Genomic DNA, 11386 nt, shown 5'->3' with positions numbered 1-11386 from the left:
TGACCCAGACCTCCATGGTCGCGCGGGCGTGTTTCGAGCTTCGTCGCTCCGGTTACGCCCGGATCAACTCGACCTGTCAGGGCGCTGAGGCATCCGGTGAGGTGGCAAACCCCCAGGTCAAGGCGCTACTGCCGAGACAGCACCACGCAGTCGTGGATCGCGTCCCCGGGCCCGTCCGCGTTGCGGTGCAGCAGCGCACGGGTCGGCAGCACCTGAAGTGCCGCGGCGCCGTCGGTCTCGACGACCTCGGCCCTGCCGTCGACGATCAGCGAGTAGTCGTCGGGATCGCTCGGCGGCCACAGCAGTGTGATCGCGTCGTGGCTCTCGACGTTGGTGCGGGTTCGGTCACCGATCAGCCCGATCTTCAGCACCCGTTCGCGCAGTTCGGGTTCCACGGTGACGGTGTGCACCCGGTAGTCGTCGCCGACGGTGACGAGGTAGGCGAACCGGTAGTTGCCCAATGCGTCGGCCAACCGTTGAAAGTCAATCTGCTTCGCGGGTTTGGTGCCCATTTCGCAAGCCTAAGCGTTAGCGCGACGGCGATTACGGGTACTGGTAGCACAAATCGGTGAGCAGAGAATTCATGACGAGATCAACGATGCGCCGAACTTGGCGCTGGCAGGCCCTTCTTGCGGCCAGTGTCGTTGTGGCCGGCGGCTGTTCGGCGCCGGGAAGTTCCGCGGAGGAGTCGCCCGAAGTCGTCGTAATGACCGCCGGCGCGGCGCTGCACGACCCCGTGTGGTCGTATCGTGACAATTCGCTCGTCGGCCTCACCGGCGACGGTCGAATTGCCGAAATCTCTGACGTGCTCTCAGGTCACGCGACGACGCGACTGTCGCAGCCCTTGTCGCCGGGACGCAACCTCCAGATCGGCCGGAAGAACGAACAGCACGTATTCGTCCCACAGCCGCAACGAAACACAGTCGCCGTCCTCGATCTGGGCACGATGCGGAAGGTGGATGAGTTCGACGCCGGGCCGGCACCGGCTTACCTGTCCGAGGACGCCGGAATGCGCGTCTTGCTGGCGTTGTCGGCGGACGGATCGTCTGTGACACCGGTTGACGAGTACGGTTTCCAGAAACTGCCGGCTGCCTCCGTCGCCGGTGACCCCGCCGACATTCTCGACGGCTCCAACCGTGGGCGCACTATCGAGTACCACATCTGCGGACCCTCGGGAGTCCGTTACTTCAAAGGACATTCATCGCCACCCGACGAGCGCGGATCGATGGCGTTGGACGTCGCGGTGTCGGCGGGCGATACCACCGCCACGACGCGTAGCTATGTGGCTCGCCCCAATGACGACACGCTGTATGTCATCGACGTCCGGCGTACCGGGACGGGTATGCGGGTCCGGGCGGCGACCCGGCTGCCGTCGCCCATTCGGCGAATCGGCTCGGATGAGAGCCGCATCTACGTGGCCACCGATCAGGAGGTGGCGACGCTGGAGACGAACAGTTTCATGCGCTTCGAGGACGACAAAGTTCCAGTCCTACGGATCACCAATTACCGTGCCGCCCTGCCGGAATCGCAGCGATCTGCGCCGGTGTCGGGGATGGCTCTCGGGCCACACCGGGTGTTTCTCACCTTCGCGGGGACACCATTGGTTGTCAGTGTCGCGAAAGCCCACCTGTAGCAATGGACAACAACCCGGCTCCGGTCACCATCGACGACGACGTCGAATGGCTCACCGAACAAATTCAGGCGCTCAAACAGCTTGGGCGCCAAGACGACGTCGATGACGGCCAGAAATATGACTTCAGCATCCGATGGGGCACCGCGCTGGCCGGACGGCTGCCGCGGCTGGTGCACTACAGCTCGCGCGGGCTGCTCGCCGACGCCGACGAGCGCCGTTTTCAAGCGCTGTGCGACGAGCTGCGTGGGTTGTCCGACCTGATCGATCGAATCGGGCTGGCCCGTCCAGAGTTCACCCCCTCGGCCGAGCGCCGCTCGGGGCCGAAGCCAGCCAAGTCGCGGCGCGGGCTTCGCTTTCGCCGCGGGTGAGAAACTCCTTCTCGCGCAATCTGATCCCGGTGTGCCGACCACACTCTGGGTTGCGGCACGTCAACGCCACCATGTACGCGTCGATGTCCTCGTCGAGGAATAGGAACCCGAGGTAAAGGGCGCGGCCGACCTCGAAATCGGTCCCGTCGCAGCTTTCGCAATGCCCGCCTTTCGCGGCGACCAACTCCGCGACACGATCCCGGTCGACCGGCACCAAGCTGACCAGCTCCGGTCGGACCTCCACTTTTTCGGTCACGTTAGATCTCCACGTCCTTGTCGTAATAGACGTTGTCTTCGCGCCAGCCTCCGGCACCCTTTCCGATACCGGAATAGTCGTTGATGAACTCGATCTGGTTGATCCACTTGGCCATCTTGAATCCGACCTGGGTTTCGACTCGAAGCCGCAGTGGTGCACCGTGCTTGATCGGTAACGGCTTGCCGTTCATCTCGTAAGCGAGGATCGTTTGCGGCTTGTACGCGAGTTCGAGGTCCATGACCTCGTAGAACTGCCCGCCGCCGTGGGAGGCTGGCTCGTCGCGGTCGTTGTCCTGCATCGTCATCGAACAGATGTATTTGGCCTCCGGTAGCGGCCGGACAAGTTCCACCAGCGCGCTGAGGTGCACGCCGCTCCACTGGCCGATGCTGGTCCAGCCCTGAACGCAGTTGTGCATGGTCCGCTGCGTTTCCGGGTCGGTCAGCGCCCGCAGCGCCGCCAGGTCCAAAATGACCGGGTTCTCGACCAATCCACCGACCCGCAACCGCCAGTCGGCGAAGTTGTGCACGGCCATCACCTTGTACTCGGCCGAACATGGAGGCTTGCCGTTGACCCGATGCTGAAAGGTCAGTTTTCGTTCCGGGTAATTCTGCCGTGAGTTCAACGGCCGCAACACAATAAGGCGGACGCGGGTGACCACCGCGCCGAGTACCCGTTGAACCGAACGGGGGTTGCGCAGGCTCCACACTGTCGCCGCGACGTGGACGGCGATGATCGCGGCGATGATCACCAACGACAGGGCGGTGGCCCAGTAGGTGTTGCGGACCGAGCCGAAGATCATCGCGGCGGTCAAATGCCCCCAGCCCCAGAAGAACACCATCGACAGGTGGATCACGATGAAGATCACAAAGGAGACCAAGCCGATGAAATGCAGGCTGCGTGCCCATTGCCGCCCGCCCCACATCTGCACGTACCACGGGAACCTGGCCTCGACGGCTGGGGATTGCGCTGCGCCGGTGAGGATTTGGAAAGGCGCCAAGCCGAAGACGACACCCGCGTAGGCCAGCTTCTGCATGGCATCCATTGGTTCGCCGGGCAACAACGGTGGCAGGTTGAACGACATGTAGGTGACGACGTCATCCCAGGCCTCGGTGAAGATCGACCACGAGGCCGGCCAGTAGCGATGCCACTGCCCGGTCGCGAACAGCAGGATGTAGTACGACAGGCCGACCAGGATCCAGCCGATCACCGAGAAGAAATGCCAGTGTCGGCCGATGCCCAGTTGCGCGCGACCCGGCAGTGAGATGAACGGGCTGTAGTCCTCCTCCTCATCGAGAGTGTCGAACAGCCGGTCTTTCGGCATCACTTTGCGGGTGAACCGCGCCCACTCGCTTCCGGGTCGGCTGTCGTCATGCCAGTACAACTTCGGGTGGGTGGCGAGGATCTCGATCCCGCTGCGAATGATCAGCGTCACGAACAACACGTTGAGCCAGTGGTCGATCCGAAGCCATAGCGGATAGTCGAACGTCGTCATCGCGGCACCGTCATCAGTCCGACCACTGTTGACGTCGCGGATAGGCGACGTTGATGCCAAGCAATACCGACATGTGGACGGCGACGAAGCCCAACGCCAACGCTCCCGCCAAGGTCCCGGGCGCGAAGTCCCATCGCCCCGTCACCGCCACCAGGCCCGGCAGCGGAATCGGCCGAGTGGCCAGGTAGACCGCGAGGTAGGCGACCGACACCCCGTCGCCGACGAACCAGCCCCACGGTGGAATCCGCGGATTGACGGCGAATCCCATGGCAGCCGCCGTCAGCAGGCACAAGGCAACAATCAGGCCGGTGTACACCGTGAAGCTGGTCGGCAACGCCGGCCGGCTGGCCAGCACATAGACGTGCACTGCGGCGATACCGGATAACAATCCCGCGCCCAACGCCGTCACGGCGCGCGGCAGATTGAAGGCCACATAGCCCTTCAGCCGCATCCAGTCGTAGACCTGGTTGCGCTTCAGCCGCCGTCGGGTCAGCACACCCATTTCACCCGGATACCCCCCGAACCCTGGTGTAGTCCTGCCAACGTCCGTACGAGTGGCTGAAGGCGGCGCGCGGCGCCAGTGCGGGGATAATGGGCGGTGATGTTCATTCAGCACCCGCATAGGCGGGCTACAACCGGTGGAGTGGTCTCGTGACGATCACGACGCTCGGCGTCCCGTTGGTGCCACGCGGGAGGGAATCCTGGGCGTCCCGACCGCCAGCGGACGGCCCGTTGGTCGACAGCTACGGGCGGGCGGCGACCGACCTGCGGGTGTCGCTGACGGATCGTTGCAATCTGCGCTGCACCTACTGCATGCCCGCTGCGGGTCTGCCGTGGCTCGGTGCAGCGGAACTGCTGCAGCCCGGCGAGATCGACCGGCTGGTGCGTATTGCGGTGACCCGGCTCGGGGTGACCAAGGTGCGATTCACCGGCGGAGAACCGTTGCTGGCCAAGCACCTTGACGCGGTTGTGGCGTCGGCCGCGGCTCTACGACCCCGCCCGGAGATCGCATTGACCACCAACGGCGTGCTATTGGCAGACCGTGCCGAGGCGCTGGCCCGCGCCGGCGTGGACCGGGTTAACGTATCGCTGGACAGCGTCGACTCCGCGCATTTCTCGGCCATCACCCGGCGCGATCGGCTGACCCACGTACTCGCGGGACTCGCGGCGGCGGCTGCGTCGGGATTGCGGCCGGTCAAGGTGAATGCGGTGCTCGACCCGGTGAGTGGCTTGGACGACGCGGTGGCGCTGGTGCGGTTCTGCCTCGAACACGACTACCAGCTGCGCATCATCGAACAGATGCCGCTGGATGCCGGACACCACTGGCAACGCCAGACGATGGTGACGGCGGACCAGACGCTGGCGGAACTGCGCGGTCATGGGTTCACCGTGGAGCCTGACGACAGCCCGAGGGGCGGCGCGCCAGCTGCGATGTGGCAGGTCAGCGACGGCGAGACGGGTCGGGCCGGCCAGGTCGGGATCGTCGCGTCGGTGTCGGAGCCGTTCTGCTCGTCGTGCAACCGGACCCGCCTGACTGCCGACGGGCAGCTGCGTAGCTGCTTGTTCGCCACCCAGGAGACCGACCTGCGTGCGCTGCTGCGTGGCGGAGCGGACGACGACGCGATCGAGGCCGCCTGGCGGGCCGCGATGTGGGACAAACCGGCAGGTCACGGGATCAACAGCCCGGACTTCGTCCAGCCGCTGCGGTCGATGAGCGCGATCGGAGGCTGACGTGACGGCCGAGTTGATCGAGGTCGGTGTGCGGTATTTCGCCGCCGCCGGTGCTGCGGCCGGCTCCGACGCCGAACAGCTGACCGTCCCGGCGGGCATCACGGTCGGCGGGCTCGTCGACGAACTGAGCGGACGCAGCCCGGAGCTGGCGCGGGTGCTGCTGCGGTGCTCGTATCTGTGCGACGGCGTTGCGGTGCGCGACACGGCCCAGGCGCTGCGTACCGGCAACACGGTCGATGTGTTGCCGCCGTTCGCCGGGGGATAGCGCTAGGCCGAGCCGACCCACTCGTCGCTGCCGTCGGCGAAGAACTGGTGCTTCCAGACCGGCAGCCGCGCTTTGATGGCATCCACAACGTGCGCACAGGTTTCGAACGCTTCGCGGCGATGATCGGCCGCCACCGCCACCACCAGTGCCGCGTCTCCGATATGCAGCGAGCCGATCCGGTGGCTTGCCGCAACCGCCCGCACGCCAACCGAATTCGCGCACGCATCGGCCACCACCTCGGCGATGACGTCGGCAGCCGAGGGATGCGCCGAATACTCCAGCTTCAGCACCTGCCGTCCGCCGTCGTGGTCGCGTATCGCGCCGACAAACCCGACGACGGCACCTGCGGCGCGCTCGTGCACCAGGTCTTCGTGTTCGCGCAGCGTGATCGGCTGGTCGGTCAGGGCAGCGCGCAGCACCCGAGGCCCCGCCGAGCCGCGACTTCGCATGACAACCAACTATATTGGCAAGCTCAGGCGTTCGAGAGCGAAGGTTGGCCGGGTGGCGGGACATGTCGATGATTGACAGCCAACGGTTTTCTCCTCTGTCGTGATGCGGTCGGTCGAGGAACATCAGCGCGTCGTCGCCGAGTTGATCACAGCCCGGGCCGCGGCGTCTGTCGGCTTGCCTGAAGCCGAGGGTCTGGTGCTGGCCGACGACGTGACCGCGGCGCTGTCGCTTCCGGTGTTCGACAACTCAGCGATGGACGGCTACGCCGTGCGCGCCGACGAGGTGGTCGGAGCAACCGCCGAGCATCCAGTGAGATTGCCTGTCGCCGAAGATATTCCGGCAGGCCGCACCGACACTCCGATGCTGGCTGCCGGGACCGTCCACCGCATCATGACCGGGGCGCCGATCCCGGCCGGGGCCACCGCGATCGTGCCCGTCGAGGCGACCGACGGCCGGACCGACGTCGTGACGATCACCGCGCCGAGCGCCGCGGGGAGCTTCATCCGCCGCGCGGGTGAGGACGTCTCGGAGGGCGCCACCGTGTTGCGGGCCGGCCAGCCGGTGAGCCCGGCCGTGGTCGGACTGGCCGCCGCGACCGGACTACACCAGTTGACGGTGATCCCACGACAGCGGGTTCTGGTGATCTCCACGGGCTCGGAACTCGTGGCACCCGGTGCGGCGCTACAGCCAGGACAGATCTACGAGTCGAACTCGAGCATGTTGGCCGCCGCGGTTCGGGAGGCGGGTGCTGAGGTGGTCGCCGCAGCGACCACCAGCGACGACGTCGCGGACTTCACCGCGGTGCTCGACCGGTACGCGCCAGCGGCGGACCTGATCATCACCAGCGGCGGGGTCAGCGCGGGCGCCTACGAGGTGGTCAAGGACGCTTTCGGACGCTCCGGCGATCAGGGCGTGGAGTTCGTCAAGGTGGCGATGCAGCCCGGCATGCCGCAGGGCACCGGCCGGGTCGCCGGCGTGCCGATCGTCACCGTGCCGGGAAATCCGGTGAGCGCGCTGGTGTCCTTCGAGGTTTTCGTCCGCCCGGCGCTGCGGTCGGCCATGCGGCTGCCGGCCCCGAATCGCCCCATGCGATCCGCCGTGCTGGTCGACGGGCTGAGGTCGCCGGCGGGTAAGCGCCAGTTCCGTCGCGGGGTCTTCGACGCGACGGGCGGCACGGTGGCAAGCCACGGACCGGCGGGTTCGCATCACGTGCGCTACCTGGCCTCGGCGAACTGCCTGATCGACATTCCGGTCGACACGACGGAGCTTCCCGCCGGCTCACAGGTCCAGATCTGGGACATGGGATGATCGGACTGCAAAGATGAACTGCCATGCCTGACGCCGCCCCTACACCACCCAGCGGTCCGCTATCGCACATCGATGCCAGCGGCGCGGCCCACATGGTCGATGTCACCGAGAAGACCGCGACGAAACGGAAAGCGGTCGCCGCCGGCTCGCTGCGCACGACAGCCGATGTGGTGGAGCTGATCTCGTCGGGTGGCCTGGCCAAGGGCGATGCGCTGGCCACCGCCCGGATAGCTGGAATCCAAGCGGCCAAGCGCACCAGCGAGCTGGTTCCCCTGTGTCATCAGCTCGCGTTGACGGGCGTCGACGTCGAATTCTCCATCGGCGCAAGCAATGTCGACATCACGGCGACGGCGCGCAGCACCGACCGCACCGGGGTGGAGATGGAGGCGATGACCGCGGTGAGCGTGGCGGCGTTGACGCTCTACGACATGATCAAAGCGGTCGACCCGGCCGCTCGCATCGACGACATCCGGGTGTTGCGCAAAGAAGGCGGACGGCACGGAACCTGGGCGCGATGATGGCCGGCCAATCGGCGCGCATCATCGTCGCCTCGACCCGCGCGTCGACCGGCACCTACGACGATCGCTGCGGGCCGATCGTCGCTGACTGGCTTGTGCAGCAAGGCTTTCCGGCGGTCCTACCGACGGTGGTCAGCGACGGGGAACCGGTGGGGCAGGCGTTGCGCGACGCGATTGCCGACGGTGTCGCCCTGGTGATCACTTCCGGAGGCACCGGCATTTCGCCGACCGACCACACGCCGTCGCAGACCAAAGCCGTGCTCGACTACGAAATTCCCGGGCTGGCCGACGAAATTCGGCGCTCCGGCCTGCCGAAGGTCCCGACATCGGTGCTGTCACGGGGCGTCTGTGGGGTCGCCGGTCGAACCTTGGTGGTGAACCTGCCCGGCTCACCCGGCGGAGTGCGCGACGGCCTCGGGGTGCTGGCTGGCGTGCTGCAGCACGCGCTGGATCAGCTTGCCGGCAAAGATCATTCGTGATTCGCGCGGCGCGAACACAGCACGTCGACCGCCCACCAAATCACCAGCGCGCCAACCAGAGCCACCGCGAGATTAGTCAAAAATCCGGTCACGCCGACCGCGATCGCCGTCACCCAATGCCAGCTTCCGCGTAGATCTTTCAGCAGCGTGATGTGCAGCAACCCCGCCACGGTCAACAAGCCCGCCAGGATCGGCACCGGGAAACCGGCCAGCGCGGCGGTCAAGGTCGCTCCCATCGCCAGAGCGATCCCAATCAGGACACTGCCCAACATGATCGGGGCGCCGCCGCTGCGGGCGCCGAAGCTGCGGTGCGCCGTCATGCCGCCGGCGCCATGGCATACCGGCATCCCGCTGATCGAGCCGGCGAACAGGTTGGCCACCCCGATCGTGGTGGCCAGGCGTCCGGGCCGGACCCGTCGGGCGGCGTCGCCGAAGTAGGTGCGGGCGGTGTCGGCCGTGGCCAAACACGAATTCGCGAACGACAGCGGCACCTGCGGCAACACCAGCGCGACGGCTGCCGCGGCGAACGCGTGCTGACTCAGATGCGGGATGTGCACGGCGGACGGGCCGAAGCTGACCGTGCCGTGAAACGCGCCCACCATGGCCACCACGGCGATCGCGAGGAATACCAGGGTGATCTGGCGACGTCGCAGCAGCAGTGCGACGACGATGACCACGACGGTCAAGCCCGCCAGCCACCAGGTCGAGTGCCGATGATCGGTGAACGACTTGGGCGGTGTCGACACCAGCTTCCACGCCAGCTGACAGAACAACAGCCCCACCGAAAGCTGAATCCCGCGAATGATCGCGTGCGGGAACACTTTTGCAACCCAGTCCAGCAGGCCCGACGCACCGAGCGCCAAAAACAGCATCCCCATCAACAGCGCACCGGCCGCGATGTCGTCGGCACCGAAACCGTGCGCGATCGCGATGGCCCCGAACGCCTTGAGCGGTTGCACCGGAACCGGTAGCCGATAGATCAGGCCCGCCACCACATACAGCAGACCGGCCGGCAACAAGACCGCGGTCGGCGTCAGACCGTTCTTGACGATCAGCGCTACCGCGATCGGGACCAGCACCCCCAGATCGCCTAGCGCCCCAGCCATTTCCGCCCGATCGAACCGGAAGGGGCTCGCATCCGACTCAGGCTGGGTGGGCGCCACGACCATGCCAGCACTCTAGTGCAGGGCATTTGCCACCGGCAGCCGTCGATCGCTCACGGTGCCACCAGGCCACCCGTGAGGGTGATTTCACGGCCGCGACATCGTGAGACGCCGCGCGGCAACATCGCACTTTTACGTTCACCTCGGAAGTGTCGGAGACTGGCGAGGAGAATGCGGTGGCGCGATCGCACATCACAGGGTGGGACCCGGAGGACCGGGTTGCGTGGGAGGCGGGCGGAAAGGCCGTCGCACGGCGCAATTTGGTGTGGTCGGTGGCGGCGGAGCACGTCGGATTCTCGGTCTGGTCGCTGTGGTCGGTGATGGTTCTGTTCATGCCGCAGTCGGTGTACGGGCTGACCGCCGGGGACAAATTCCTGATTGCCGCGACCGCGACCCTGGTCGGTTCGGTGCTGCGGTTGCCCTACACGATGGCGACGGCACGTTTCGGTGGCCGCAACTGGACGGTGTTCTCGGCGTGTGTGCTGGTGGTGCCCGTCCTCGCGACCGTGGCGGTGCTTGCCCAACCGGGCCGTCCGTTGTGGTTCTACCTGGTCTGCGCGGCACTGTGCGGACTCGGCGGCGGCAACTTCGCTTCGTCGATGACCAATATCAATGCGTTTTTCCCGCAACGCCTCAAGGGCATCGCACTGGGTATCAACGCCGGCGGCGGCAACATCGGCGTGCCCGCCGTGCAATTGGTCGGTCTGCTCGTCATTGCGACCGCGGGCAATCGGCAGCCCTACTGGGTATGCGCCTTCTACGTTGCGGCGCTGATCGTTGCCGCGATCGGTGCGGCCTGCTACATGGACAACCTCGACGTGGTTTCGGTCGACCTCGGCGCGATGCGGGCCGCACTGCGCAGCCGTCACACGTGGTTGGTCAGCCTGCTCTACATCGGCACCTTCGGGTCGTTCATCGGCTTCTCGTTCGCGTTCGGCCAGGTGCTGCAGATGTCGTTCGCCGCCGGTGGACAGAGCCCGGCGCAGGCGTCCCTGCACGCAGCCGAAATCGCTTTTGTGGGACCACTTTTGGGCTCGGTGTCGAGGATTTACGGCGGCCGGATCGCCGACCGCGTCGGCGGGGGAACCGTGACGTTGTGGGCATTCATCGGAATGCTCGGCGGCGACGCGCTACTGGCGATCACCTCGGGCCTGTCGGGTCGCCACACCACCGCGGCGACGATGGTTGCGTATGTGACCGGCTTCGCCGTGTTGTTCGTGCTCAGCGGAATCGGCAACGGCGCGGTGTACAAGATGATCCCGTCGATCTTCCACGCCACCTCGCGATCCCTGGAGGGCGACGAGGAAGCCCGAGCCAACTACTCGCGTTCGATGTCGGGCGCGGTCATCGGGATCACCGGTGCGATCGGCGGCCTGGGTGGTGTGGCGATCAACCTGGCGCTGCGCAGGTCCTACCTGACCTCCGGTACCGCCACAGCCGCGTTCTGGGACTTTGCCTGCTTCTACGTGGTCGCGGCGCTGATCACGTTCGGCGTCTACGTTCGTCGGACGTCCATCACCGCGGTCGGCGAGCCCGCGATGGCCGCAGCCTAGGGGGCCTAAGGGGCCAGCCGGATGTGGCCCGGCGGCGCCGGCTGCTCCGGAGTCGGGCTGGCCGGAGCCGTGCCGCCGTCCGCGCCGCCCCCGGGTGCCGGTGCGGCGGGAGCCTCGGGGGCCGGTGCGGGCGCTTCGGGGGCTGGCCCCTTAGGCCCCCTAGGCTGCGG

Annotated in this window: 14 protein-coding genes; 8 read left to right on the top strand and 6 right to left on the bottom strand. The window is 66.5% G+C overall.

Features of this window, described 5'->3' with window-relative positions; translation table 11 throughout:
- Nucleotides 1-125: 125 nt before the first annotated feature.
- Complete coding sequence (locus tag A5658_RS09465) at nucleotides 126-512, bottom strand: hypothetical protein (RefSeq protein WP_067333311.1); 387 nt, start codon at nucleotides 510-512, stop codon at nucleotides 126-128.
- 86 nt (nucleotides 513-598) lie between these two features.
- Between A5658_RS09465 and A5658_RS09460 the strand changes: the two genes are divergently transcribed.
- Together A5658_RS09460 and A5658_RS09455 are read left to right on the top strand one after the other, a co-directional pair.
- Nucleotides 599-1633: a hypothetical protein gene (locus tag A5658_RS09460; protein WP_067333309.1), complete on the top strand. Its 1035-nt coding sequence runs from the start codon at nucleotides 599-601 to the stop codon at nucleotides 1631-1633.
- A 2-nt stretch (nucleotides 1634-1635) separates the two neighbouring features.
- Nucleotides 1636-2001 carry a hypothetical protein gene (locus A5658_RS09455; protein WP_067333307.1) on the top strand — a complete coding sequence of 122 codons (366 nt, stop codon included), beginning with the start codon at nucleotides 1636-1638 and terminating at the stop codon, nucleotides 1999-2001.
- Here A5658_RS09455 and A5658_RS29295 read toward each other — a convergent pair.
- From A5658_RS29295 to A5658_RS09440, 3 genes are read right to left on the bottom strand one after another with little or no spacing between them, the layout of a single operon-like run.
- Complete coding sequence (locus A5658_RS29295; RefSeq protein ID WP_067333304.1) at nucleotides 1925-2257, bottom strand: hypothetical protein; 333 nt, start codon at nucleotides 2255-2257, stop codon at nucleotides 1925-1927. The two genes, A5658_RS09455 and A5658_RS29295, sit on opposite strands and share 77 nt — an antisense overlap.
- A gap of 1 nt (nucleotide 2258) precedes the next feature.
- A complete protein-coding gene (locus A5658_RS09445) occupies nucleotides 2259-3749 on the bottom strand; it encodes a molybdopterin-dependent oxidoreductase (RefSeq protein WP_067333301.1) in 1491 nt (496 codons plus the stop codon).
- 13 nt (nucleotides 3750-3762) lie between these two features.
- Nucleotides 3763-4251: an oxidoreductase gene (locus A5658_RS09440; protein ID WP_067333299.1), complete on the bottom strand. Its 489-nt coding sequence runs from the start codon at nucleotides 4249-4251 to the stop codon at nucleotides 3763-3765.
- 149 nt (nucleotides 4252-4400) lie between these two features.
- On the opposite strand from A5658_RS09440, the gene moaA reads away from it, so the two are divergent.
- Nucleotides 4401-5480, top strand: a complete 1080-nt coding sequence (gene moaA, locus A5658_RS09435) for a GTP 3',8-cyclase MoaA (protein ID WP_067333297.1) — start codon at nucleotides 4401-4403, stop codon at nucleotides 5478-5480.
- 1 nt (nucleotide 5481) lies between these two features.
- Nucleotides 5482-5745 (top strand): MoaD/ThiS family protein, encoded by a 264-nt coding sequence (locus A5658_RS09430; RefSeq protein WP_067333295.1) that lies wholly within the window; start codon nucleotides 5482-5484, stop codon nucleotides 5743-5745.
- A gap of 2 nt (nucleotides 5746-5747) precedes the next feature.
- On the opposite strand, the gene A5658_RS09425 is transcribed toward A5658_RS09430, so the two are convergent.
- A complete protein-coding gene (locus A5658_RS09425; RefSeq protein ID WP_067333293.1) occupies nucleotides 5748-6194 on the bottom strand; it encodes a molybdenum cofactor biosynthesis protein MoaE in 447 nt (148 codons plus the stop codon).
- A gap of 103 nt (nucleotides 6195-6297) precedes the next feature.
- On the opposite strand from A5658_RS09425, the gene glp reads away from it, so the two are divergent.
- The 3 genes from glp to A5658_RS09410 are packed head-to-tail and all read left to right on the top strand — an operon-like array spanning nucleotide 6298 to nucleotide 8500.
- Complete coding sequence (gene glp / locus A5658_RS09420; protein ID WP_067333291.1) at nucleotides 6298-7503, top strand: gephyrin-like molybdotransferase Glp; 1206 nt, start codon at nucleotides 6298-6300, stop codon at nucleotides 7501-7503.
- A gap of 23 nt (nucleotides 7504-7526) precedes the next feature.
- Nucleotides 7527-8021 carry a cyclic pyranopterin monophosphate synthase MoaC gene (gene moaC / locus A5658_RS09415; protein ID WP_082993047.1) on the top strand — a complete coding sequence of 165 codons (495 nt, stop codon included), beginning with the start codon at nucleotides 7527-7529 and terminating at the stop codon, nucleotides 8019-8021.
- On the top strand, nucleotides 8021-8500 hold the full coding sequence (locus A5658_RS09410; RefSeq protein ID WP_067333287.1) for a molybdenum cofactor biosynthesis protein B: 480 nt from the start codon (nucleotides 8021-8023) through the stop codon (nucleotides 8498-8500). The genes moaC and A5658_RS09410 overlap by 1 nt, the downstream gene beginning before the upstream one ends.
- On the opposite strand, the gene A5658_RS09405 is transcribed toward A5658_RS09410, so the two are convergent.
- Nucleotides 8491-9669: a putative sulfate/molybdate transporter gene (locus A5658_RS09405; RefSeq protein ID WP_082993046.1), complete on the bottom strand. Its 1179-nt coding sequence runs from the start codon at nucleotides 9667-9669 to the stop codon at nucleotides 8491-8493. The two genes, A5658_RS09410 and A5658_RS09405, sit on opposite strands and share 10 nt — an antisense overlap.
- Nucleotides 9670-9839: 170 nt before the next feature.
- Here A5658_RS09405 and A5658_RS09400 point away from each other — a divergent pair, with 170 nt between their 5' ends.
- The gene (locus A5658_RS09400; RefSeq protein ID WP_067333419.1) at nucleotides 9840-11216 is read left to right on the top strand and encodes a NarK/NasA family nitrate transporter; all 1377 of its coding nucleotides are present in this window, start codon (nucleotides 9840-9842) and stop codon (nucleotides 11214-11216) included.
- Nucleotides 11217-11386 lie beyond the last annotated feature (170 nt).

This window comes from Mycobacterium sp. 1245111.1 (assembly GCF_001673405.1).
Lineage (GTDB): Bacteria > Actinomycetota > Actinomycetes > Mycobacteriales > Mycobacteriaceae > Mycobacterium.
The sequence above is the reverse complement of the archived record's forward strand: the minus strand, read 5'-3'. Positions and strand labels throughout refer to the sequence as shown.

What these genes read in the sequence shown, in the direction of transcription:
- A5658_RS09425 (WP_067333293.1), bottom strand. Translation starts at nt 6,194, where the DNA reads ATGCGAAGTCGCGGCTCGGCGGGGCCTCGGGTGCTGCGCGCTGCCCTG.
- A5658_RS09410 (WP_067333287.1), top strand. Translation starts at nt 8,021, where the DNA reads ATGGCCGGCCAATCGGCGCGCATCATCGTCGCCTCGACCCGCGCGTCG.
- A5658_RS09460 (WP_067333309.1), top strand. Translation starts at nt 599, where the DNA reads ATGCGCCGAACTTGGCGCTGGCAGGCCCTTCTTGCGGCCAGTGTCGTT.
- A5658_RS09455 (WP_067333307.1), top strand. Translation starts at nt 1,636, where the DNA reads ATGGACAACAACCCGGCTCCGGTCACCATCGACGACGACGTCGAATGG.
- A5658_RS09445 (WP_067333301.1), bottom strand. Translation starts at nt 3,749, where the DNA reads ATGACGACGTTCGACTATCCGCTATGGCTTCGGATCGACCACTGGCTC.
- moaC (WP_082993047.1), top strand. Translation starts at nt 7,527, where the DNA reads ATGCCTGACGCCGCCCCTACACCACCCAGCGGTCCGCTATCGCACATC.
- glp (WP_067333291.1), top strand. Translation starts at nt 6,298, where the DNA reads ATGCGGTCGGTCGAGGAACATCAGCGCGTCGTCGCCGAGTTGATCACA.
- A5658_RS09440 (WP_067333299.1), bottom strand. Translation starts at nt 4,251, where the DNA reads ATGGGTGTGCTGACCCGACGGCGGCTGAAGCGCAACCAGGTCTACGAC.
- A5658_RS09405 (WP_082993046.1), bottom strand. Translation starts at nt 9,669, where the DNA reads ATGGTCGTGGCGCCCACCCAGCCTGAGTCGGATGCGAGCCCCTTCCGG.
- A5658_RS09465 (WP_067333311.1), bottom strand. Translation starts at nt 512, where the DNA reads ATGGGCACCAAACCCGCGAAGCAGATTGACTTTCAACGGTTGGCCGAC.